This window comes from Sphingomonas sp. GC_Shp_6 (assembly GCF_026540835.1).
Classification (GTDB): Bacteria; Pseudomonadota; Alphaproteobacteria; order Sphingomonadales; family Sphingomonadaceae; genus Sphingomonas.
The window spans coordinates 1-22,552 of sequence record NZ_JALNUO010000024.1 but is presented as its reverse complement, the minus strand read 5'-3'; the positions used below and the strand labels follow the sequence as shown (position 1 = coordinate 22,552).

Annotated in this window: 23 protein-coding genes and 2 pseudogenes; 12 read left to right on the top strand and 13 right to left on the bottom strand. The window is 65.1% G+C overall.

The features are described 5' to 3' along the window. The first annotated feature begins 86 nt into the window (after positions 1-86). From OXQ95_RS17410 to OXQ95_RS17400, 3 genes are read left to right on the top strand one after another with little or no spacing between them, the layout of a single operon-like run. Complete coding sequence (locus OXQ95_RS17410; RefSeq protein ID WP_267382787.1) at positions 87-674, top strand: hypothetical protein; 588 nt, start codon at positions 87-89, stop codon at positions 672-674. Beyond that, positions 671-1,063 carry a hypothetical protein gene (locus tag OXQ95_RS17405; RefSeq protein WP_267382784.1) on the top strand — a complete coding sequence of 131 codons (393 nt, stop codon included), beginning with the start codon at positions 671-673 and terminating at the stop codon, positions 1,061-1,063. Before OXQ95_RS17410 ends, OXQ95_RS17405 begins: the two co-directional genes overlap by 4 nt. Further along, positions 1,060-1,854 (top strand): ImmA/IrrE family metallo-endopeptidase, encoded by a 795-nt coding sequence (locus OXQ95_RS17400; protein WP_267382782.1) that lies wholly within the window; start codon positions 1,060-1,062, stop codon positions 1,852-1,854. Before OXQ95_RS17405 ends, OXQ95_RS17400 begins: the two co-directional genes overlap by 4 nt. Positions 1,855-2,046: 192 nt before the next feature. Here the strand turns inward: OXQ95_RS17400 and OXQ95_RS17395 are convergent, their stop codons facing one another. The 5 genes and pseudogenes from OXQ95_RS17395 to OXQ95_RS17375 all read right to left on the bottom strand — a co-directional run bounded on the left by OXQ95_RS17395 (position 2,047) and on the right by OXQ95_RS17375 (position 7,502). Beyond that, entirely contained in the window at positions 2,047-5,586 is a 3,540-nt protein-coding gene (locus OXQ95_RS17395) for a DNA methyltransferase (RefSeq protein WP_267382780.1), read from the bottom strand. A gap of 249 nt (positions 5,587-5,835) precedes the next feature. Then, positions 5,836-6,120 (bottom strand): annotated as a pseudogene (locus tag OXQ95_RS18850) (type II toxin-antitoxin system RelE/ParE family toxin); the annotation flags it as partial. Beyond that, the gene (locus tag OXQ95_RS17385; RefSeq protein ID WP_267382776.1) at positions 6,110-6,358 is read right to left on the bottom strand and encodes a plasmid stabilization protein; all 249 of its coding nucleotides are present in this window, start codon (positions 6,356-6,358) and stop codon (positions 6,110-6,112) included. The pseudogene OXQ95_RS18850 and the gene OXQ95_RS17385, both read right to left, overlap by 11 nt. Positions 6,359-6,432: 74 nt before the next feature. Then, positions 6,433-6,939 carry a hypothetical protein gene (locus tag OXQ95_RS17380; RefSeq protein WP_267382774.1) on the bottom strand — a complete coding sequence of 169 codons (507 nt, stop codon included), beginning with the start codon at positions 6,937-6,939 and terminating at the stop codon, positions 6,433-6,435. Further along, positions 6,939-7,502, bottom strand: a complete 564-nt coding sequence (locus OXQ95_RS17375) for a recombinase family protein (RefSeq protein ID WP_267382772.1) — start codon at positions 7,500-7,502, stop codon at positions 6,939-6,941. The genes OXQ95_RS17380 and OXQ95_RS17375 overlap by 1 nt, the downstream gene beginning before the upstream one ends. 210 nt (positions 7,503-7,712) lie before the next feature. On the opposite strand from OXQ95_RS17375, the gene OXQ95_RS17370 reads away from it, so the two are divergent. Further along, positions 7,713-8,210, top strand: a complete 498-nt coding sequence (locus tag OXQ95_RS17370; protein ID WP_267382770.1) for a DUF4142 domain-containing protein — start codon at positions 7,713-7,715, stop codon at positions 8,208-8,210. A gap of 93 nt (positions 8,211-8,303) precedes the next feature. Here OXQ95_RS17370 and OXQ95_RS17365 read toward each other — a convergent pair whose 3' ends face one another. Further along, positions 8,304-8,708, bottom strand: a complete 405-nt coding sequence (locus OXQ95_RS17365; RefSeq protein WP_267382768.1) for a host attachment protein — start codon at positions 8,706-8,708, stop codon at positions 8,304-8,306. A gap of 137 nt (positions 8,709-8,845) precedes the next feature. Between OXQ95_RS17365 and OXQ95_RS17360 the strand changes: the two genes are divergently transcribed. After that, positions 8,846-9,076 carry a hypothetical protein gene (locus tag OXQ95_RS17360; RefSeq protein ID WP_267382766.1) on the top strand — a complete coding sequence of 77 codons (231 nt, stop codon included), beginning with the start codon at positions 8,846-8,848 and terminating at the stop codon, positions 9,074-9,076. 30 nt (positions 9,077-9,106) lie between these two features. Here OXQ95_RS17360 and OXQ95_RS17355 read toward each other — a convergent pair whose 3' ends face one another. Next, positions 9,107-9,460, bottom strand: a complete 354-nt coding sequence (locus OXQ95_RS17355; protein ID WP_267382764.1) for a hypothetical protein — start codon at positions 9,458-9,460, stop codon at positions 9,107-9,109. A 58-nt stretch (positions 9,461-9,518) separates the two neighbouring features. Then, on the bottom strand, positions 9,519-9,701 hold the full coding sequence (locus OXQ95_RS17350) for a CsbD family protein (RefSeq protein WP_267382763.1): 183 nt from the start codon (positions 9,699-9,701) through the stop codon (positions 9,519-9,521). 140 nt (positions 9,702-9,841) lie between these two features. Between OXQ95_RS17350 and OXQ95_RS17345 the strand changes: the two genes are divergently transcribed. After that, positions 9,842-10,192 carry a response regulator gene (locus tag OXQ95_RS17345; protein WP_267382760.1) on the top strand — a complete coding sequence of 117 codons (351 nt, stop codon included), beginning with the start codon at positions 9,842-9,844 and terminating at the stop codon, positions 10,190-10,192. A 2-nt stretch (positions 10,193-10,194) separates the two neighbouring features. On the opposite strand, the gene OXQ95_RS17340 is transcribed toward OXQ95_RS17345, so the two are convergent. The 4 genes from OXQ95_RS17340 to OXQ95_RS17325 all read right to left on the bottom strand — a co-directional run bounded on the left by OXQ95_RS17340 (position 10,195) and on the right by OXQ95_RS17325 (position 14,136). Next, positions 10,195-10,557, bottom strand: a complete 363-nt coding sequence (locus OXQ95_RS17340) for a response regulator (protein WP_267382758.1) — start codon at positions 10,555-10,557, stop codon at positions 10,195-10,197. Between the two features lie 17 nt (positions 10,558-10,574). After that, entirely contained in the window at positions 10,575-12,251 is a 1,677-nt protein-coding gene (locus tag OXQ95_RS17335; protein ID WP_267382756.1) for a PAS domain-containing protein, read from the bottom strand. Between the two features lie 317 nt (positions 12,252-12,568). Beyond that, the gene (locus OXQ95_RS17330; protein WP_267382754.1) at positions 12,569-13,069 is read right to left on the bottom strand and encodes an MgtC/SapB family protein; all 501 of its coding nucleotides are present in this window, start codon (positions 13,067-13,069) and stop codon (positions 12,569-12,571) included. Between the two features lie 8 nt (positions 13,070-13,077). Then, a complete protein-coding gene (locus tag OXQ95_RS17325; protein ID WP_267382752.1) occupies positions 13,078-14,136 on the bottom strand; it encodes a molybdopterin-dependent oxidoreductase in 1,059 nt (352 codons plus the stop codon). Between the two features lie 420 nt (positions 14,137-14,556). Here OXQ95_RS17325 and OXQ95_RS17320 point away from each other — a divergent pair, with 420 nt between their 5' ends. Both OXQ95_RS17320 and OXQ95_RS17315 read left to right on the top strand, forming a co-directional pair. Next, positions 14,557-17,040, top strand: a complete 2,484-nt coding sequence (locus tag OXQ95_RS17320; protein ID WP_267382750.1) for a PAS domain S-box protein — start codon at positions 14,557-14,559, stop codon at positions 17,038-17,040. 196 nt (positions 17,041-17,236) lie between these two features. Then, positions 17,237-18,451 carry a methyl-accepting chemotaxis protein gene (locus tag OXQ95_RS17315; protein ID WP_267382748.1) on the top strand — a complete coding sequence of 405 codons (1,215 nt, stop codon included), beginning with the start codon at positions 17,237-17,239 and terminating at the stop codon, positions 18,449-18,451. A gap of 157 nt (positions 18,452-18,608) precedes the next feature. Here the strand turns inward: OXQ95_RS17315 and OXQ95_RS17310 are convergent, their stop codons facing one another. Beyond that, positions 18,609-19,703 (bottom strand): catalase family protein, encoded by a 1,095-nt coding sequence (locus tag OXQ95_RS17310; protein ID WP_267382746.1) that lies wholly within the window; start codon positions 19,701-19,703, stop codon positions 18,609-18,611. A 544-nt stretch (positions 19,704-20,247) separates the two neighbouring features. Between OXQ95_RS17310 and OXQ95_RS17305 the strand changes: the two are divergent. The 4 genes and pseudogenes from OXQ95_RS17305 to OXQ95_RS17290 form a co-directional block, all read left to right on the top strand. Then, positions 20,248-20,875 (top strand): annotated as a pseudogene (locus OXQ95_RS17305) (transcription elongation protein SprT). A gap of 96 nt (positions 20,876-20,971) precedes the next feature. After that, positions 20,972-21,625 carry a ParA family protein gene (locus tag OXQ95_RS17300; RefSeq protein ID WP_267382744.1) on the top strand — a complete coding sequence of 218 codons (654 nt, stop codon included), beginning with the start codon at positions 20,972-20,974 and terminating at the stop codon, positions 21,623-21,625. Beyond that, positions 21,625-21,957 carry a hypothetical protein gene (locus OXQ95_RS17295; protein WP_267382741.1) on the top strand — a complete coding sequence of 111 codons (333 nt, stop codon included), beginning with the start codon at positions 21,625-21,627 and terminating at the stop codon, positions 21,955-21,957. The genes OXQ95_RS17300 and OXQ95_RS17295 overlap by 1 nt, the downstream gene beginning before the upstream one ends. Further along, a partial coding sequence (locus tag OXQ95_RS17290; RefSeq protein ID WP_267382739.1) for a replication initiator protein A occupies positions 21,954-22,552 on the top strand: 599 nt, incomplete at its 3' end. The genes OXQ95_RS17295 and OXQ95_RS17290, both read left to right, overlap by 4 nt.

Below are 22,552 nucleotides of genomic sequence, written 5' to 3'. Positions count from 1 at the left end.
GGGCGAGGCCGCGAACTCGGACACAGAGCAGGGCATGTCTGAGAATTCTTGAAAGCCCGCATTTAAAAATGGGGGAGGTTCACGGCGTGCACGACGTGGCGGAATTAGCGGACGAAAGGGAAGTCGATCATCTCTCGACGGATGAGGTGCGTAATGCGCTTAGCGCAATGAGTGCGGCACAGGCGGCAAAGGTTGAGGCGATCTCCCGTTGGTTCTCCCGCAAATGCAGCGTGCCGGCTGAGGACCTGCGCCAAGAGGCGTTCGCGAGGTTGCTTTCAGGAAGTCGTCGATTCCCACGAGGGGCCGAAGCGGCGGTGATCGTCTCCGGCACGATCCGGAGCCTGGCATCCGAGGAAATCGACGCGATCCGCGCCGGACGGCGCGCGGTTCTGCCGCCGCCGGGGAACGGGGACGGTGTGGATCTGCCGGACCCTGCGCCGAGCCCTGAGCGCCTACTCGGCTCCAGCCGTGATGACGCGCGCGTGCTGGCGGTGATCGAAAACCTCATTGCGGACGACGAGGAGTTGCAGATGCTGGTCGAAGGCCTTTGCGACCGGATGCGAGGTGGGCAGTTGGAAGAACTGTTGGATGTTGATGCCAAAGGTCTTGCCACGATTCGTAAACGGCTGAGGCGCAAGCTGCAGGCTGCCTTCCCAGGAGGATGGGAACAATGAGCGGCAACTCAATTGACGTAGGCGATCGCCTGAACGCGCTCGACGACTTCTTCATGGACGAGGTTCTGGGCAGCGACGACCTAGAGGTCGACGCGGAGGCTGCCCTTGTCGTGGTGCTTGCCGATCTCGAAAGAGCGGAATTGCTCCTCCGCAAGACGCGACTGAGGGAGATAAGATCACAGATTGATGTGGAACGTGCAGCCGTCCAAGTGGTGTCGTTCGATCCCATTCGAATGCGTGAGCGTCTCGCCGCGGCGGCGAACGATCCCGACGTCCGCATGACCTTGGCCGCCCGAAGTGCGATTGCCGATGGCGACGATGATCTGGCCAGCTTGTTGGAGGACATGGCCGAACTGGAACGCGACGCCGGTGCAGATTCCGACATATGAAGGCTGTCCCTAATGCGGCGGAGTTGGCGCTGCAGGCGCTCGGGATCACGGAACCAGGTGAGATCGACGTCGAGGTGGTCGCCCGATCACTCGGTGCCAAGGTGAAGTATCGGCAGCTCACGTCGTGCGAAGCTCGCATTGTCGGACGCGACGGCAGTGCAATTATCACCGTGGACTCGCACGTCCACCCCAGGCGCCGGCGCTTCTCCGTCGCCCACGAACTCGGGCATTGGCACAGGCACCGCGGCGTTTGCCTGCTCTGCCGGTCCGGGGACATAGGTCGCCCGCTGAGTGATGGCCGGCGCACAAGTATTGCAGCCAATCCGGAGCTTCAAGCCGACGCCTACGCGTCGGACCTCCTACTGCCGGGGTATATCTTCCGGCCCATGGCCGCAGATCTCGACCGCCTGACGCTCGCGGGTGTCAGGTCATTGGCGGAGCAGTTCCAGACGAGTCTCACGGCTACCGCGATCCGGGTACTGGAAGCCAACCGCTTTCCGGCCATGCTCGTCTGCCACGCACAGACGGGAATGCGTTGGTTCCGTCGTCCGCCCATCGTACCTGACAGATGGTTTCCTAGGGCGGACCTGCAACCAGAGAGCCCGGCGTTCAAAGCGCTCTTTTCCGGCGCTCCGGAATCCAAGCAGCCTGTCGTGGGCAAGGCGTCTTGGTGGTTTGATCATCCGGCAGCGGAACGGTTCACGATCGCCGAGCAATCGTTCGCCTTGCCAAATAATCAGCTCGCGACGCTGCTTCTGTTCACCGACAAGAAGATGCTGGAGCTCGGTTGATAAATCCGCCTGGCGCAGCACCGAGTATCATCGCATCCGACACGATCGCCCCTTATCGTTGTTGCAGACCGACGCCGCGGCTCCGTCCCACTTACCGCGATGACTCCACGTAGCGCAGCGCCGCACCCGCAAGCGGCGAACTGGACGCTTACTTGTGTCACAACCGGTCGGTTCTGACACCGGCTCTCCGCGCTAGGCGGCATACCGCCCGTCATTAAGGCGGCGGGCCATGCCGAGGCCGGCGAGCGCATCGAGCACCGGGCGGACGCTGGCGGCACGCTTGCCCTTGAAGCTGCGGGCGATGTCCGCAGCTTCAAGTGGCGCGGGCGCGGCCGCAAGGATCGACTGCACCGCGCCGACCTGCTCGGGCAAAGTCGACGGCCACAGGATGACGTTGCTGACCGGCACCACCGCCGCCTCGCCGAGATCAAGGGTGGTCGTGACCGGCGAGCGATAGCCGGGGTCTTGGAACTTAGGGCGCAGATAGTGCACCAGCCCGCGCGCCTCCTCCGCCGATCGCTCCTTGTTGAGCGCGACCAAGCGGGTGAGGATCGTCTCCTCGTTCAGCGTACCGGCGCGATGATCGTCGCCCCAACCATAGGCGTCGGCCACGGCGTTATCGAGGGCTTCGTGAAGCTGGTGGATAAGCGTGACGAGGCCGCGATTATGGATGTCGCGCTCGGCATCCGTGAGAGAGCGGCCTTCCCGTAACGCTTCGAGAACGTTGTAGAGCTTCGTCAGGGTCAGGTCGGCATGCTCGGCGAGCACACGCTTGCGAAGCGCGTCGAGCGCCTCGGCCTCGGCGCGGATGCAGTCCGCAAGCGGCTCGGTCACCTCGGCGGGAAACGGGAATGGGTCGAAGCAGCGGGACTTCACGTAAACAGGGTCGTCGCCAACTCCCAGGCGGCCGCCGCTGCTGATCGCCCAAGGAACATGAAAGCGGCTGGACAGCACACCCATCGTAAGGGCGTCAGCGGTGGCGATGCAGGTTAGCTTATTGTCGGGCACGGTGCTTATCGGCAGGAATTGGAACGTGCGGTGCTTCGCTGTTTCAATGGTGGCAATGTAGCGTGGCAGGCCGTCAAAGGCGCGTCGCAGTTCTGGTCGGGCTTTTCCAAGTAACCACCATTGCGCGGCATACTGGCGCGCATCGACCGTGTTGCTCCGAGCGGCTTGACCCTCCCGCTGCGGTCGAACGGCCATCAACAAATGCTGGTAGATCGCGGAGTAGCGGTCGCGAACCTCCGCTTCGTTTAACCCGTATAGATCGATTACCATTACGTCGCGAGAATGTGAGGCGAGGTCGCGGCCGTTGCGATAGTCGAAGATTACCTGCGGCTCTTGGCCGAGCCCGGTGCGGACGTGCGCGAGGGTGTCCACCTCACCTCGTGCAATGGTGACGGAGCGGCGGTCGAGCGCAATGGCCTCTTCCGCCGTCACAATGAAGCCGTCGCCGTGTAGCTTCACACCCGGTGAGCATAGACGATCGTTCGCCTTCAACGGCACGGTCGCCGTGAGATCGGCGCCGACGCGCAGATCGCTGCCGATCAGCCCCATCCGGCCGAAGAACTCAATTCGGTCCGGCGCTGCGCTCTCGTCCACCACGTTGAGCAGCAGCCCCTCGGCCTTCCCGGCACCAGCGACGGTCATCGCGATCCGCACCGCCGCGCCGTCCTTCTCGTCGACCCATGGATGGTTCGGGATCGCGAACCGCAACGACATGCTGTCCTTCGCACCGAGATGCTTGGCAATCACGCGGCGGCTGAACAGCTGGGTGATGGAGTTGGTCGTCACGAAGCCGAAGCGCCGCGTGCCGCCCTTGCGCACCGCCATCGCCGCCTTGTCCCACCAGTGCATTACGAAGTCGGCACTTTCGGGCACGTCAGTGGTACGGAACAGGGCCTCGAAATAGCCGCTGCCCAGCCGGTCGCGTACGTCCTTGCCGCCGATAAACGGCGGGTTCCCGACGATGAAGTCCGCCTTCGGCCATTTGGCCGCTCGCGGCTTGACGTAGCGGTACACCTCCACCCGTGCCGCCTCGTCCGGCACCGGCTTGCCGGTGACCGGATGCGGCTTGGTCGTCTCGCCGTCCCAGCGAGTGATGGGAGCGCCGGACGCGTCGCGCTCCAGAACGCGCTTGTCCCATTCGATCAGCGCGTCGCGGTTCTCGATCGTGCGGATGTCGCGCAGGATCGGCTCGGGCGGCGGGCGGTCGACGCCGTTTACGCGGAAGTGCCACTGGAGATAGCCGATCCACAGCACCAGCTGCGCGATGGCAGCGGCACGCGGATTGATCTCGATCCCAAGGAAGTTCTCCGGCGTGATCGTGTGGCCGGTTAGCTCAGCCAGATACTGGTCGTCGCCGAGGTCAACGAGGAGGTCGAGCACCTCGCCCTCCAGCTCCTTCATCCGTGCCATGGCGACGTAGAGGAAGTTGCCCGTGCCGCAGGCGGGATCGAGCACGCGGGTCTGCGCGAGCCGGGTGTGGAAGGTCTCCACCGTGCGGCGTGCCTCGTCGGTTTTACCCTGGTCGATCAGTTCGGACGCAGCGACACGCACGCCCGCCCAATCGGCGCGCAGCGGCTCGATGATCGTCGGCCCGACCAGCCGCTCGACATAGGCGCGCGGCGTGTAGTGGGCGCCGAGCTTGGCGCGCTCCTTGGGGTTGAGTGCGCGCTCTAGCAGCGTGCCGAAGATGGCGGGCTCGACTTCCGTCCAGGTATGCTCGGCCGCCTGGATCACCACCTCCAGTTCCTCAGCGTCGAGCGGGATGGCGGTGCGGTCCTTGAACAGGTAGCCATTGAACCGCTTCAGCGGCACACCAAGCGCGGGCGAGAACTCGCCGCGATCCATCGCTGCCCACAAAGCGGTGAGCTGGTGCTCCAGGTGCTGCGGTGCCGCCCGCTGCGCCTTGAGCAGGTTGGTGAAGCTCTTCTCCGGGATCAGGCCGCTGTCCTCGGCGAACATCGTGAAGAGCAGGCGCATGAGGAAGCCGCTGGTGCGCTCGGCGGTGTGGCCGCGTTTCTCCAGCCGCCGGGCAACGGTGGCGAGCAGGTCCGCGATATCGCGGGTGACGCGGGCCGCGCGGGCAGCGGGATCAAGGCTGGTAGGCGCTTCCCAGATCGCCGCCAGCCGCTCGCGCACTTGCCGATCGCGCAGGTCGTCCAGCATGATGCGGTAGCGCGAGCGGTCCGGAAACTGGGCATACGATTTCCCCGTCCCGGAGAAGTCGGCATAGACCTCGATGCAATAGCCGATATCGGCAACGAGCAGGAATGGCGGCCAGCCATGGTCCGCCGGCAGCGCCTTGGCGTAGCGCTCAGCCTGGCCCTTGGCCTGTACCATCGCCTTTGCCCAACCAGGTGTGCCGCGCCGCGCGGTGCCCCGCTTCAGGCGCACAGAGGCGGTCTGGCCGAAAAGGTCGAGATCGTCCTCACCACGCTCGGCCGCGGCGCGATCGGCCTCGCTGCCCTGCTTGGCTTCGAGAATGAATGCACAGCGTTTGTAGCAGTCGATCCGGCCGAAGCTGACCGTGCCGTCGCCATTGTCCTGGAACACGCGGCGCTCAAACACATAGTCGTTCTGAGCATCATCGGTGCGGCTGCCGCGTGGCGGCTCGACCCCGATCAGCCGGCACAAGCCGTTGATGAAGCTCTGCGTGTTCGCGAGTTCCGATCCACCCGTGCCGCGCCATTGCGCGATGAAGCGTTGAACGTCAGCATTATCCCCCATGAAGCAATCCTAGGGCGCGTACGGCGAGGCGAGCAACCGCCAGCGTGCAACAACGTGGCATCAGTCGAGATCGGCCGGCCGTGATATGTCGCCCAGCGTCGATGGTTCGAAATCCAGATCACCATCATCCCGCCCGGAGGCGGCATCGAGCAGGGTGCGCCCCTTGCCGGTCAGGCTTCGATGCTTGCTCACACCAGCATCGCCGGGCGTTTGTTGTGCCTCCGTCATTGTCGTGACGGTTGCAGCGGTGTCGGTGCGCTTTTCGGCTGCCTTGTAGACCGCATTCCGATCGCGGCGACCCACGGCCACGACAATCACGATCACCTCCGTATCGTGGACCTCATAGACGAGACGGTAGCCGATGTTGCGCAGCTTGATCTTGTAGCGGTCCTTCGCCCCTGACAGCTTCGAGGCGGGGACATGCGGATGGTCGAGCCGCTCAGCGAGCTTCTTCTTGAACTGGTCCCGGGTCTGCGCATCGAGCTTGCGCCATTCCTTCAGCGCAGAATCCAGGAATCCCAGCTCATAGGTCATAAAGCGCGATCTTGGTGACGGGCTCTCCGACGCGGGCATCAGCGATTGCGTTCAGCTCGGCATCTTCCAGCCGATCCAAGAGCGCTTCGAAAGCCTTGGCAGGGACGCAGTAGAAAGCCGGCTCATTCCGGTTGAGGATGGCGACGGGAAAGCCCTCGCCAGCCGCGACGGTGCCCATCGGATTGCGCTTCAACTCGGATACGCTGGCCGTCGTTTCCGCAAGGAGTGTGCTAGCCATGAGGTCACCTGTTCTCTTAGAAGGGCCTTATATAGCACCCTTAACAGGTCTTTCTAGCGAAACGGCGTTAAGCGTCACCGAACATGGGTGAAGGCGTACAACGACCGATCATTATCCAACATGCTAATCGGGGTGGGCGTGATCCAATCGGCGCCCAGCAGCGGGTAGGGACCGTAAAACAGGTCTCCGAGCGCGCGCCGGTAATGGGCGTTCATCCAGCGGCGGCGAAGATGCTCGGGGCGATCGTGGATCATGTGGCAGCGCTGACAGAGCGCAGCGAGCTGGTGGAGCGCGCTGTCGCTGGGGTCATGATTGAGATGCGCGCAGGCTAGCACCACCGGCGTCCAGGCGCCGCGAGCCAGAAGGTCCTCCGTCGGGCGCCGTACGCGCCGGCCCTTACCGTTGCGCCAGCAGAGCCGGTTCCGGTCCCACCAGCGACCGTCACCCAAGTGGAAAACGCGCTGCCCATGAGGACGCCCGCAGTGCTCGCAGCATCCCTTGGCCCGAACGAACCGGACGTGATGCGAAAGCTGCGGCCAGTCGATCGGGTATAGGAACAGGTGCTCGGGGCGGATCGGCATCAGGCCACCAGCGCCGCTGCGGTCAGCGCCCGGTAAAGCGTGGCGTGATGGCACTTGAGCAGCTTGGCGGCTTCCCTCACCGAGGTGCCCTCTCCCACCAGCCGCTCGCCGAGTGCGACCTGATCAGGCGTGAGCTTGGGCGGACGGCCGAACCGAACCCCTCTCGCCTTCGCGGCCACGCGCCCGCTGCTGGTGCGCTGGTGGATCAGCTCGCGCTCGAACTCCGCGATGCCGGCGAACACGGTCAGCACCATACGGCCAGCTGGCGACGTCGTGTCCGCCCAGGGCTCGGCCAGCGAGCGCAGGCCGGCGCCGGCCTCCTTCAGCTTTTCGGCGATGTCGAGCAGATCACGGGTGGAGCGCGCCAGCCGGTCGAGCCGCGTCACCACCACCGTGTCATCATCGCGCAACTGCTCGATCATCTTGGCCAGTTCGGGCCGGTCGCGCTTCGCGCCCGACACCTTCTCCTCAAACGTCCGCTTGCATCCGGCCTCCTTCAACGAGGCGCGTTGAAGCCGGAGGTCTTGGTCGTCGGTGGACACACGAGCGTAGCCGATCAGCATGTCGCAAAACTGTATCATAATGACAGCATTGTGCAACCCACTTTTGCGACGCCAGCGCACGAGAGAACGCGGGCGCTGGGAGCGCTGTCGCGGAACTCAGGATATGTGCGACATCTCGCCTCCCCTTCCCATTCGCCGACCAACGCTGATCGGTTCATGGAACGTCCCCGCGCACCTGACATTGAGGAAGAGAACAACCGGAGACCTGACATGAAATCTGCCAGCACGATCGCTCTTCTGGTTGTGGCGTTGGGCGCCAGCGCGGCTATGGCTGCGACCGCCACCTCCGCCGATCAGGCGTTCGTCGCCAAGGTATCGCAGGGCGGCATGTTCGAGGTCGCGGCCGGCAAGCTCGCGGAGACCAAGGGCTCGACCCAGGACGTGCGCGACTTCGCCACGGCCGAGGTTCATGATCACACGTTAGTCGGCAACAAGCTCAAGGCGATCTCGTCCAGCGAGGGCGTGGCCATCTCCGCCACACCCAATGCGGAGTTCGCGGGCAAGTTGTCCCATCTCTCGGGGCTGTCGGGCAAGGCGTTCGACGCGGCTTACCTATCGGAGATGGCCACGTTGCACGACGGCGACGGTTCAGCCTTCGCCAAGGAAGCGGGTGATGGCGGTAGCCCCGCCTATCGCGCCTTCGGTGCGGAGACCCATCGCATCGTGCAGCGGCATATCGGCGCCATCCACGCCCTCCCTGCCAGTTAGACCAGTCCGCCAGGACGTGCAGCGAAGGAGCGGCAACGCCGCTCCTTCCGTCGCTTCCCAAAACGTTACGACGTTGAGCCCGCGTATGGGAGATCAGGCTGCCCCGATCGCCTTCTCGATATCAGCGACCGAGTGGCCGGTCAGGTCCTTGGCGATCTCGCCCGCCAGCTTGGCTTCGAGCGCCTTGTGGTAGTGCTTGCGCAGCTCGCCGAGAGTTCGGGGTGCGGCGATGACCACGAGGTGGTCGACCCCGCCCGACATCGTCTTCTTGTTGAGCTTGTCGGCGACACCGGCCGCAAACGCGTCCTCGTCTTGCTGGTGATCGGCCGGGTTGGCCGAGCTGCTGGCATGGCGTCCACCGGAGCCCTTGTTGTCGGTTGAGACGTCCCCCGCCGGCAGCGGGGTGAGCTTGGGCGTGCTCCCGGTGCCGGTATTCTTGAACAGCTTGAGGTTCTTGCCATCTACAACGGCGACGACGGCGTTGTTTCCAAGTTCCACGTTCTACTCCTCACAATATTCGTTACGGTTGTGAAAGTATAAAAATTCCGTCCAGCAGCTGAGTGGCTGAAAATCGTATTGAAGTTAACCCATGACACCATAGATGGTGCCGTCGCCACCGCTGTCTGCGAGACCCCATGACCATTGTAGATCTTGCCGCCCCGGCCACGCTGTTCGAAGCGCGTGACCCCTTAGACGAGCAACTGAACGGCCAGCCCTTGCAGCAGGGCACGGTGCAAGAGGTCGTGCTGGCGGCGATGGAGTTTGCAGACTGCCGGTTGGAAACTGCCAGGATCGTCACGGCGGATCAGCAGGAGCTTCGTGCCGGCGAGATCGAGACGATCTACATGGAGCGGATCGCCGACTAACGCGCGTCCACCCTATGCGATCAGGCGCGCTTAACGCCCGGTGACGTTCGCCGCCTGCTTGTCGAGGGTGCGCGCCTGATCCTTGGCGGTGTCGCGAATGGCTTTGGCCTGCTCTTCGAGCTTGTCGGCCTTGGCATCGGCATCCGACTTGATCTCGCGGCCCTGCTGCTTGAGCGCGTCGGCCTGTGCGTCGCGGGCCTTGGCGGCGGCGCGATCAGCCTTGTCCTGAGCCTTGCCCAGACGCTCGTTCGGGCCGTTGCCGTTATAGGTGACGCCGGCGGCATTCGCTGCTGCCTGATCCTGCGCTTCGCCGGCCTTCTGCTTGGGCCCGTCACAGCCTGCGAGCGCCAGCGTGCCGGCAAGTGCCATCATCATGATCCGCATAGCCGACCCCTTACATACAAGGTGGAGCGGGACCGCTTCCAAGCGGTCCCGCATGCGATCAGATGTTATCGCCGAGAGCGCCCTTGACGCTGCCCTTCACGTCCTGGCCAGTGCCCTTGAGCTGCTGGGCATCGCCCTCCGCTTCAAGCTTCTCGTTGCCGGTCGCCTTGCCGATCTCTTCCTTGACGGTGCCGACGACCTTGTTGGCGGCGGCGCTGACTTTGTCGGTGAACTCGCCCATGATGCTTCTCCAGTCAGACCCGGTGATTTCGGTCGCGTTACGAACGAGCGACATGGGGTGTCGTTCCTGGCGAGGCACCGCGGCAGGTGCATCCATTTGTGATCGCGAGAGGTTGACCCCGATCAAGATCGGATCGCCTCATGTGCCATGTGCTGATTATCGAAGACGAGTGGTTCATCGGCGAGCATATCGAGACGATCGCTCGTGAAGGCGGTGCCTCGTCCGTCGACCGGGCGGAAACCGAGCAGGAAGCGGTTGCGGCCGCGCTTGCCCACCCGCCCGAGGTCATCTTGTCGGACGTGAAGCTGGCCAGGGGAACCGGACCGAGCGCCGTGTGGGCGATCCGCGCGCAGCTAGGACCCTGCCCTGTCATCTTCATCACCGGCACGCCTGATGCGTGCGAGCCTTGCGACTATGCGCATGCGATCCTCGACAAGCCGCTCCAGCCCTGGAAGATCAGACAGGCCTTCCAGGAAGTCGCGCCGGTCTGACCTCAGCCGGTCAGGCGTTCGATCTGGCCGAGCAGCCGCCGCGTGTCGAACGGCTTGGGCACGAAGAAGCTGTCCACCGGCAGGTCGGCCTTGGTCGGGTTCAGCACCCCCGAGGTGACCACCAGCACAGTCGGGGGAAAGCGGTCTCGAACATAGTGAGCGAGCCTGAGACCATCCATCGAGCCAGGCATCTGCACGTCGGTCAGCACGACCCGGATCGAGCTGTCGCGATCAAGGATGGCGATGGCCTCGTCCGCGCTCTCCGCCTCGAACACGCGATATGCGGCATCCTCGAAGAAGTCGGCGAGGCTGAAGCGGATGAGCGCCTCGTCCTCGACGATGAGGATGCTCTTCGCGATCGGCATGCTCTGACCCATGACGCTTACTCAACCACCTTGCCCGCATCGCCCAGCGGAGCGTCGAGCCTGAAGACCAATCCGCTCGCGGGGTATTCGAGCTGGGCGTTGCCCCGGAAGTAGGATCGCAGCGACCGCTCGATCATCATCGAGCCGAACCCGCGACGGCTGGGCGGACGGACCTCGGGGCCGCCAACCTCCTGCCACAGCAGCAGAAAACGCGGGCCCTCGCCATCGGGTCCCGGCGTCACCTCCCACGATAGGTCTACGTGACCTTCAGGGGTGGAAAGTGAGCCGTACTTGGCGGCGTTCGTCGCCAGCTCGTGGAGGGCGAGCGCCAGCGCAAGCGTCACCTGCGGCAGCAGCGTGATCCCTGGACCGCTGATCCGGAACCGCTCCTCGGCTCCGTGTGGCGCGAGCGCGCGCGTTACCACCTGGCGCAGGTCGGCCGAGGCCCACGACTTGGCGGTAAGGACGTCGGTCGCTTGGCCCAGGGCCGCGAGCCGGGCGCCGAGCGCGTCGCTCGCGGACGGCAGGTCGGCAGCCTGCCGCAGCGTCTGCGCCGCGACCGACTGCACCACCGCCAGCACGTTCTTGAGGCGGTGGCTCAGCTCGTTGTTGAGCAGCTCCTGCTGCTCCTCGGCTTGCTTGCGCTCGCGCAGATCGCGCGTGACGGTGCCGTAGCCGACTGGGGTGCCGTCATAATCGACCACCGGGAATACGGTGTAGAGCACCGGGATCAGTTCGCCCGTCCGGAAATGGCGGAAGTGGCGCTCGCTCGACAAGCTTTTTTGCCCCGCTACTGCCGGCAGCACCTCGTCCTGCACGATCGCGGCTTCGTCGGGCGGAAAGAAATCGGCGATGGTGACCGACGTTGCCGCGGCCCGGTCCAGCCCGACCAGGTGGCAGGCGGCGTCGTTCAGGAAGAACACGCTGCCGTCGAGCCGGGCCATGCCGATGAAGTCGGCGCTGTTCTCGACGATGCGGACGAGCTGGCTGCGCTCTTCCTCGTTCTCGCGGGTGGCGGTAATGTCGCGGGATACCGACAGGATGCGCTCGGGCTCGCCATCGCTGCCGACCACGGGGCTGACGGCGACATGCCACCATTTGGGCGTCCCCGCGAACGTCTCGGCCTTGCCGATGAAGCTGCGGCTCTCGCCGGCGCGGGCAGCCTTGATGGCGGCGCGCGCCTCGTCGTTGCCCTTATCGTGCCAGAAGTCGGGCCAGGGGCAGCCAGCGACTTGGTTGAAGTCGCTGACCTCCATCACCTTCTGCCCGCCTTCCGACATGAAGGTCAGGCGGGCATCGAGATCGAGCACCTTGATGCAGTCGGTCGAACTGGCGAGCACGCTCGACAGGAATGCCTCGCGCTCAGCCAGCAGTGCGTGGGCGGCGTCCTTCTCCCCCGCGAGCCGGCCTGCTCTGGCAAAGGCGGCGCGCAGCTCGGCCGCGACGATCGCGATGCCGGCGGTGACGAAGACGAACAGGATGCTCCCGATCCATTGCGTATCCGTCAGCCAGAGCGGCTCACTGGCATGCCCGATGGACAGGCCGGCGACGATCGCCGCCAGCACGCTGCCATAAAGGCCGGGACCGCGCCCCAGGATGAGGGCGATGGCCAGCACGGTTGGGATGAATAGCAGCCATGGCACGATGGAGGCGACCAGCAGCGCGCGGAACATCCCCACGGCGACGATGAGCAACGTCGCGACCGCATAGCGTAGCGGGACGCTCAGGCGGTGGCTGAGTGACCAGGCAAGCAGGCGATCGAGGACGGGCAGCGTATCGGTGTTGGTCATGTCCAAAGCTCAAGGTGGACGCAGCCCCCGGCTCGCCCGGACGCCGGATAGCATGATCGTTTCGGTTGTGGAGACGGCAGCGCAGCTCTGCGGCAATCATTCCCTCAAGGAGCACCGGAGGAACTCGCCGGCTACCTCGCAGGATGAGGCTGGTTCTTGTCGCATAAGGCCGGACATACGCTACGGCAGGAAGTCAGGACATCTGCGCCGTAAGCCGGCAGCTACGGCTTGCGCTCCACATCCTTTCGGTCGGCCTCGGCCGGGGTCAGCCGGGCACGATCGCGGATGCGGCGTTCGAGCGGTGCGCCGACGAACAGCACCAGCATCGCGAGGCTCAGCCCACCGACGATCAGCGGCCACACCGCCAGCCCTGCCGCGGCACCGATCGTCGCCGTCACCCAGATGCATGCGGCGGTTGCAAGCCCGTGCACCTCCTGTCCTTGGCCGACGCGTAGCACGGCGCCGGCACCGATGAAGCCCACGCCCGAGAGGATGCCTTGCATCACTCGGCCTGCCGCGTCGGCGTTCACGTTGGGAAGGCCGCTGTGCACGATCGCCTGCACCGCAATGCAGCTCGCTAGACCGACCAAGCCCAGCGTGCGCAGGCCCATGATCTGCCGGTTCTCGCGCGAACGCTCCCAGCCGAGCACCATGCCGGCCGCCGTCGCCACCACCAGCCGGCCGATCGCATCGGCCCAGAAGGCGAGATCCGGTGCTGCCAACGTCGCGGTCACTCCACCAGCACGTGGACGTGGTGCCAGGCGGTGCAGAGGTAACCGGCGAAGTTCCACATCGTGTCCGGCCGCTCGGGCTGCCCCTGCCCCGCATCATCGAACGCGCGCACCACCAGATGTTGGCGCCCCTTCGCGAGCGTGCTGTCGAGCGACCAGCGCCGCCAGCCCCAGCGCGCCTCCGGATCGCCGGCGAACGTCGCCTGCCGCCAGTCCCGGCCACCGTTCACCGATACCTCGACGCGCGAGATGCCGCGATCATAGGCGATGGCGTACCCCTCGATCCGCACTTCCCCCGCTGGCAGACTATCGCCCGAGCCGGGCGAGCAGATCGCGGCGTTGAGCGGCATGGCCTCGATTGTCAGCCCCTGAGACCAGTCGACGGTCTTACTCGTCACGTCGGCTGGGAACAGCTTGTAGTCGTGCGCTTGGATCGGGGCGTCGGAGGGCGTGTCCCGCACCTCGATCCGGGTCAGCCACTTGGCGCTGCGCACGCCGGCATAGCCCGGCACCACCATGCGCAGCGGTGCGCCATGCTCCGGCGCCAGCGGCTCGCCGTTCATGGCCCAGGCGAGTAGCACGTCGGGTGCCCGCGCCTTGGCCATGGCGATGGAGACGCCAAACGGCGCCTCCTCGCCTTCTACGGCCACCTCGTCCGCGCCGGTGAACGCCACGAAGAGGTCGTCCGCGTCCGGCGCGCAGAGCGCATTTAGCACGTCGGCTAGTCGCACGCCGGTCCACTCCGCATTGCCGATCGCGCCGACGTCCCACGGGTCGCCCGAGGTCTTGCCGACCTGCTGGAGGTCGGTGCGCCTGTTGCCCGCGCATTGGAGCACGGCCGTCACCGTGTGCGTCGGGAACGCGCTCTTCAGCTCCTCCACCGAGAGGGAGCGGCTTTCCAAGCCGATCCCGCTCACCTCTATCCGGTGATCGGCGGGAAGGTCGGGCACCGGCCCGTGGCTGCGGACGTAGAACAGCGCCTGCGGCGTCAGAAACCGCTCGATCAGCGCGCCGGGCTCCGGCTCGGCATTGTAGGGATCAGGGCTGCGCTCGATCATCTCGCTCATCCTGCAAGAACGCATGGAAGCCGGGACTGCCCTCCCCTCCCCATGCTCTTTTGGATCATGCGATGTGCAGCACGGCAAGCAGGGTGAAGCTGATCGCACCCTGGTCGAGCAGCGAGAGCACCGCCGCAGCCGTGACAGACCACCCACCTTGGCAACGGTGCGCACGTCCACACCCAGCCCGAGCGCGGCCATGGAAACGACGGCGACGCGACCGCTTCTCATAACTCCATCGCCATGTGCCTGTTTCGGGAAGCGCAGTTGGGAACAAGGTTCGGAAACGACCTTACCGGCGAGGTGATGGGCCCTCCCCTTCCCGCGCCGATCCTGGCCAAGGTTCCCAATCAGGAATGCGGAGTAGGCGCTAACATCTAACTGATTGATGCGGTCACGCACCTGGGGCAAAAAGGTTCCATGCTATCTGGACCCGGCCAAGACCTTGCTGCCGATCACGACCTCAGCGGTAGGCAGGCGCGCCTCATCATCGCGAGTGCGATCGACTATGCCATCGTCGGCACCGACCGGGCGGGCACGATCACGTCGTGGAACGTGGGTGCTGAGCGGATCATGGGCTGGTCGGCGCCCGAGGCGATCGGCCGGTCGGCTACCATGTTCTTCACGCCCGAGGACGTTACGGCCGGGGTGCCGGAAGCGGAGATGAACGCCGCCATCCAGACCGGTCGCGGAACCGATGAGCGCTGGCACCTGAAGAAGGACGGCATCCGATTCTGGGCGAACGGCGAGATCATGCCGTTGCTGGAGGAAGGAGGCGCCCTCGAAGGCTTCGTGAAAATTCTTCGGGATCGGACGGCGCAGCATCAGGCGGCCGTGGCAGCGTGCGAAGTGGAGGACGGCGTCCAGACCCGGCGTTCGGCGATGCTGCGCTTGGGTGAGTGCCTGCGCGATCTGGACGACCCGACAGCGATGGCGGACATGGCGGCCGAGATTGTCGGCCAAGCGCTGGGCGTGACGGCATCCGGCTATGGCCAGATCGATGCGGCCGACGAGGTACTTTCTGTCGAGCGGGATTGGACGAGCAAGCCCGGTTTCAGTTTCGTCGCCCAGCACCCAATGCGGAACTATGGCTCGTACATCGACGAGCTGCACGCCAACCGGGTGGTTGCCATCACGGATGCCTGGACCGACTCCCGCACGGCCGATCAACGGGCGGTGTTCGAGGCGATCAGCATCCGGTCGCTCATCAACGCGCCGGTGGTCGAGCGCGGGCGTCTGACGGCGATCCTCTGCATCCTTTCGGAACGGGCACGTGAATGGACCACCGCCGAGCTCGAGTTCGTTCAGCGGGTAGCTGAGCAGACGCGCGTGGCGATCGAGCGGCGGCGGGCCGAGCAAGCGGTGCACGTGCTGGCGGGTACACTTCAGGAGCAGGTGGAGGCCCGGACCAAGGAGCGGGATCGTATCTGGCAGGTCAGCCGCGACCTGCTCGGCGTAGCCGACGATCAGGGAATCTGGCTCAGCATCAATCCTGCGTGGACCAATGCGCTTGGCTGGCCGCCTGAAGCGATCGTCGGCAAAACTTCCGAGTGGCTTGAGCATCCGGACGATCGCACCAAGACGCGGGCGGAGGTCTGCCGCTTGGCGCAGGGCGAGTCGACGTTGTTCTTCGAGAACAGGTTCCGCACCAAGGACGGTGGCTATCGCGACCTGTCCTGGTCGGCGGTGCCGGTCGAAGGGCTGCTCTACTGCGTCGCGCGCGACGTAACCGAGCAGAAGGAACGGGAGGCGGCGCTGTCCGTCGCTGAGGACCAGCTGCGCCAGAGCCAGAAGGTCGAAGCGGTCGGCCAGCTCACCGGTGGCGTCGCGCATGACTTCAACAACCTGTTGACCGTCATCCGCGGTTCGCTCGACCTGCTGCGTCGACCCGGCCTGTCCGAGGAGAAGCGCAAACGCTACATGGCCGCGATCTCCGACACCACCGACCGCGCGACCAAGCTGACCAGCCAGTTGCTGGCCTTCGCACGGCGGCAGGCGCTCAAGCCGGAGGTGTTCGACGCGGGCGAGAGCATCGCGAGCCTTCGCGATATGCTCGGCACCCTGACCGGTTCGCGCATCACGGTTGGGCTCGACGTGCCAGACGGCGCCTTCCTGATCCGGGCAGACCGCAGCCAATTCGACAATGCGCTTGTCAACATGGCGGTCAATGCCCGCGACGCGATGAACGGCGAGGGTGCGCTGACCATCAGCGTTCGCGAGGCGAGCGGCATCCCGGCGGTTCGATCGCACCCCAAGGTGCCCGGCCGGTTCGTTGCGGTAGCCGTGGTCGACACCGGGGCCGGCATCGCGGCCGACCAGCTCGATCGCATCTTCGAGCCCTTCTACACCACCAAAGGCGTCGGTCACGGCACGGGGCTGGGGCTCAGCCAGGTGTTCGGGTTCGCCAAGCAGTCGAGCGGCGAGGTGATCGTTCGCAGCGTCGCCGGGGAGGGCGCAACCTTCACTCTATATCTGCCGAAGGCGCATCAGGAGGCGGAGCGGAGCGTGGCGCATATTGTCGGCAGCGTCGCACCGCTGGCGAAGGGAGCCTGTATCTTGGTCGTCGAGGACAATGTGGAGGTCGGATCGTTCGCGACCCAGGCCTTGGCCGAACTCGGCTACCGGACGACGCTGGCGGTGGATGCGGCGAGCGCCTTGGCCGAACTGGGCGATGATGGTGCCGGCTTCGACATGGTGTTTTCCGATGTGGTCATGCCGGGCATGTCCGGCATCGAGCTGGCAGAGGAAGTCGGTCGGCGCCTGCCCAGTCTCCCGATCGTTCTCACCAGCGGCTACAGCAGCGTTCTCGCCGAGCAGGACAGCCATAGCTTCCAGCTTCTCCAAAAACCCTACTCACTCGATGAACTCGCCGACGCATTGGCCCGCGCCTCAGCCGAGGTGTAGGCGCTTTTCCGATTAACCATTCCAATGGGAAAGCCTCGGCTTTCTCACTCGGCGTTTCGCGCGGGAAGGCTCCGGCGGCCTCGACATCGCACTAGGCGGATAGTCGCCTGACTAATAAGCCGACCCGGACCTTATTGCGATGAGACCCGGCTTGGACCACCGTTCTTTCCCCGTACCCGACAATGAAGCTGGGCGCTTGGCGGAATTGTCCGCCTACAAGGTGCTCGACAGTGCTTCCGAGCGCGTGTTCGACGACATTGTCCGACTGGCGCAAAGCCTGTTCGACGTTGCGACCAGTACCGTGTCGCTGATCGATGATGACCGTCAATGGTTCAAGGCTCGGGTCGGGCTCGATGCCTGCGAGACGGGTCGTGACGCTGCTTTTTGCGGCCACGCCATTCTTCAGAGCGAGGTCATGGTCGTGCCGGACGCTCATGCCGATGAGCGGTTCGCGGCCAACCCGCTCGTCACCGGCGCTCCGTTCATACGCTTCTACGCCGGCGCGCCGCTCACGACGCCAGCGGGGTTCAACATCGGCACACTGTGTATCTTTGACCCCATGCCCCGCCCACTGGGCGTCAGCGCGCTTGAGCGCACCCATTTGACCATGTTGGCCGGGATGGTCATGGAGCGGCTGGTAACGAGACGCCTCCGCTTGGAGCGGCAGGCGGAAGCCGAGAAAGTGTTGGCGGTGGCTGCGCGGCTCGACGAGGCTGCATCTCACCTCGCGAAGCAAGCCAGATCACTCACCGATCTTGCGGCTGCCGGCGCGCTGCGATCCGACGCCGCAGGCCAGGGCGTGCGCCAGTTGGTTCTCATGGGCAACGATGTCGAGAAGGGCGTGGCTGGCGCGTCAAGCGACATCGAGCGCGTAGGCGATGACACGATCGCGATGCGTCAGACGGTTGAGGGGCTGGCTGTCCATCTGGAAGGCATTGGATCGGTAGCCAGCGAGATATCCTCGATCGCCTCACAGACGAAGATGCTTGCGCTGAACGCCTCGATCGAGGCGGCTCGTGCCGGTGAGGCTGGACGAGGCTTCTCGGTGGTGGCGAACGAAGTGCGACAGCTTGCCGGGCTGACCGCTAGCGCGACCGACCACATCCTCGCTGAATTGCGTTCGATCGAGCGGACAATAACCCGCGTGGTCGAGCGCTGTGAACTGCTGACTGAGCGCGTCGTGGACGTGCAGGCCAGCTCGGTACGCATCAAGGCGACGTCGATCCTGCAAGCGACAACTCGAATCCACGTAGGTGAGGAAATCGACGATATGGTCGAGGCGGCGCACCAGATCGGTGTCTGCGCACAGGAGGTGGACGGCCATAGTGAGGAAGTGGTGGGAGCAGCTACCTTGCTCCGGGGGCACGCCGACCGCCTGATGCAGCACTACATGCAGGCTCCACTACAATAGGACTCGGGTAAGTTCCTGATTGGGATCTTCACGCGCCGTGTTCCCAAAACTCGACCCCAATTGGGAACGCAGGCCTCAAGATGCATATAAACAGCTCGTCGGCCGTGCCGGTTCGCGTGAAAACCGGCACGGCATTTTTACGAGCGCCCGCGGCGGCTCATGCGGACACGTTCGCCAGCGCTGACGAGTCATGGACCGGACAGCCGTTGAATCGACCACGGAACTCGGCCGACATCTCGTAGGTGCGGCGGCGGGCGCGGTTGACCGAGCCGAGCGGCTGATGCGCGGCCAAGCCGTGCCAAGGGCTGAAAAAGGTGTTCTCATCGGTCACGGCCTGGAGGTCTGTACCGATCGATAGCTGCGGCGCGACGTTGACCCGAGCGACGGTCCGGTACGGGCTGGCCTTCTCGTCCCAGGCGACCGTGGCATCCTCCACCGGCATTTTGTCGAGATCGGTGCAGAGCTGGACCCGCAGCTCCCAGACGCCGCCCTGCTCGATCATCGTCTCGCGTACCACCTCACGCAGTGCGTCGGGGCGATCGGTGACGTTCACCCGGTCACCCGTCAGCTCGGTCAGGTTCGGCGATACGGGGAACAAGCCGAACTTGGCGATATAATCGCCGAAGCGAAACGCAGTCTGGCTGTAGTAGTTGTCGCCCAAAGGATGCGTGATCGGCACACCGCCCATCGCCTTCACCATCGCGCTCTGGCCACCGACCGCTTCCAGCACGTCTTCCACGCCGCGCAGGGTGGAGGACAGCAGCTTCTTGGCCCATTCCGCCTTGTCGGTCGTGCCGGCGAGCTGCTTGAGCGAGCCCAGGAACTTCTTGGCATCGGGCGCGGAGAAGGCAGGGTCGCTGGCGAACACGAAATTGTGCGTCCCCTCGCCTTCCGCCTCTGGCAGGCGGGCGCCCTCGACGTCGAAGACCTTGATCGCCATGCCGCGTGCGGCGGACACGGCGTCATCCATGATGTCACCCGGTTGCGTCGACACGCGCATCACCACTCGGTGGGGCCCCGGGACGGCGAAGAGCCCCTGCGCCAGTTCAGGCGGTAGGCCTTGGTCGACCGTCATCTCGCCTTCGAAGACACCGTGATCCTTGGCGTGAACGCTGCGCACCGCGTGCCCGTAATCCTTTGAGGTGGTCTCCTCGATCCCGCGCATCGTGTCCATCAGCTCCCGATGGACGTTCTCCTCGTCATCGATCGGCTTCTCAACAGAGGGGCTGTAACGAACGGGGCTGTTGGTCATGCGCGATCTCCAGACGGGTGAACGGTGAATCCTTTCGAGTAAACGACGCGACATGCGAGGGGTTCAAGTTCGTGCAGCTCGTCGTCGCCTTGCGCGAGTGTCGTACCATGATCCACATCCGGTCTGGCTATGACGCTCTACACGCACGCGGACCTGTGGATGGCAGACCGGCACATCGCAGAGAGTATGCGCGTCCCGGCTGGGACCGCGCGCTATCTCCGCTTGCGCTTCGACCGAGCCGCCTTGTCGGCGTCTCGTCCCTTGCGGGCAACGATCGCTCGCGCGGGCGGACAGGCCCGCCCTGAGGCCGCCCTGAGGCCGCCGGCGGTGCCGGCGACGTTCGTCCGATAGGAGGGAGAGGGGAGCGCCGCCCCCCTCTCCCAGCAACGGCAATCAGCCGGGCCGTGGCTCCTCCGCTTCGCTCCGCGCGCCCGCACCACCCCGGCAGATTCCCGCTGCCCCCTCACCCCCCGCTGTTCGCCACGAGGCAGGGCCGATGGCCGAGGCCATCGCCCCGAGGGCGATGCAAGGAAGGATGAGGGACATGGACTACGACAATCGCGAGAGCTGGCTGAACCGGGTGGCGAGCGGCATGGCGCCGTCGTTCGAGGCGCTGGATGCCCCCTGCCCTCCCGCGTGCGGGTCGCGATCGGTTTCACCAGCCGCGGCGCCAAGGGCAAGGCGATCGGCGAATGCTGGGACAACCGGTGCAGCGGCGACGGGCATTTCGAAATCTTCATCCGGCCAGACCTAGCGCACGCGGCCGATGCGATGCCGGCGCAGATCGCGGCCATCCTCGCGCACGAGCTGGTCCACGCCGCGGTCGGGATCGCGGCAGGACACGGGAAGGCGTTTAAACGGGTTGCGGTCGACTCGGCCTGGTCGGGCGGATGACCGCCACCACGCCGGGTGACGCCTTCCTCGCCGCAGTCGCGCCCATCCTCGTCGCGGCAGGCCCCCTTCCCCATGCACGGCTCGATACCGGTGGCGAGACGACGCGGCCGAAGAAGCAGGCGACGCGCTTGCTCAAGTGCGAGTGTGAAGCCTGCGGGTACACCGTCAGAACCGCCCGTAAGTGGCTGGAGACTGTCGGCGCGCCGCTGTGCCCGGCCGAGGGACATGGAGCAATGCAGTATGATCCACTCGACCCCGAAGGGGAGGACGCCGACTAAGCGACTAAGACGCTAAGCGCATAAGCCACTTATGGGCTTTACCACTAAGCTGCTAAGCTCCATAAGTCGCTTAGCCGCTTAGTAGGAGCCGCAGCAATGCAGGTATGGGCAGTGATCGCGCAGAAGGGTGGGCAGTCCAAAACCACCCTATCGACCGGCTTTGCGGTCGAGGCAGCAAGGGAAGGAGCTTCCGTCGTGATCCTCGACGCCGACGATCGGCAAGGGTCGGCGCTCTACTGGTCCGAGCGCCGTGACGACGAGGACGTGATGGTGAAGGACAGCAGCGTCGCCGGTCTGCCGCTGCACGTCTCGCGCGGGCGGAGCAGCGGCAAGATCGACCTCATCATCATCGACACGCCGGCCAACTCGAAGGACATCGCCATGCTGGCGGCCGAGCAGGCGGACTTCGTCATCATCCCTGTCGCGCCCCGCGGACTGGATGTTCACTCGGTGTTGCAGACCGTCAAACAGGTGCAGCAGGCGGGCACTCCCTTCGCCGTCATTCTGACCCAGGTGCCTCACCAGGGCGGGGAAGGGCAGGAGGCGCACGCCGGCTTCACCGCCAAAGGGGTGACGATGTTCGACAGCCGTCTTCACTATCGCAAGGACTTCTACAAGGCGACGCCGCTCGGGCGGACCGCTGCGGAGACGGAGCCCGACAGCAAGGCGGCGGCCGAGCTTCGTAGCGCCTACAACGAGGCTAAGCGACTAAGCGGATATACCACTAAGCAAGTAAGCGAGGCGGCGTGATGGCGAAGAAGGCTTCGGCACTCGCCGGCATATTCGATGACGAGCCGGAGGAGTCCGTAACGGCTTCCGTTGCAGCGCCAGCTCCCGAACCCGACCGGACGGAGGCACCGCGCCGATCACGACGCTCGGCCGACATGCCGTCGACGGCGGCACCGGCCCGACGCAGTAGTCATCCCGGTAAAAAGCCGGTGCTGATCCATATCCCCGAGGACATGCACCGGGCGCTTCGCCAGCTCAGCGTGGAGGAGGGCGGGGAGCCCCTTACCGTCGTCACCGAGCGCCTGCTGCGCCAGTATCTGGTCAAGCGGGGCCATACCAGGTTCGCGCCGTGAGCAAGCGGCGCGATCCCAGCCCCGAGTTCGACCTGTTCATCCCGGCGCTGGGCGACCTGCCGCTCCGGGATCAACGGGAGGTCATGGAACGGCCGTTCTTCTCGCTCCAGAAGCGCAAGCGATTGAAGCCGATCGAGTACAAGAGCCCGGACGGCGAGGCGTGGGTACGCGTGCAGGCGATTCCCGACTACGGCATGGCAACCATTTGGGATGCGGATATCCTGATCTGGGCGGCCTCCACGCTCAATCGCATGAAGCAGCAAGGCCTGAACGACCTTCCGCGCACGCTGACGACCACGCCCTACGACCTGTTGCGCGCGATCAAGCGCAGCACGGGCGGCCGGGACTATCAGGAGCTGCAAGCGGCACTCCTGCGGCTTCAGACGACCAGCATAACGACCTCGATCCGCGCCACGAAGCGCCGGCAGAAGGCCGGCTTCAACTGGCTTGATAGCTGGACGTTCGACACCGACGCCGACACCGAGCAGCCCCGTGGGATGACGCTGACCCTCTCGGATTGGGTCTATGAGGGCATCGTCAACGAGAAGTCGCTGCTCACCATGCATCCCGATTATTTCCTGCTGTCGGGTGGGCT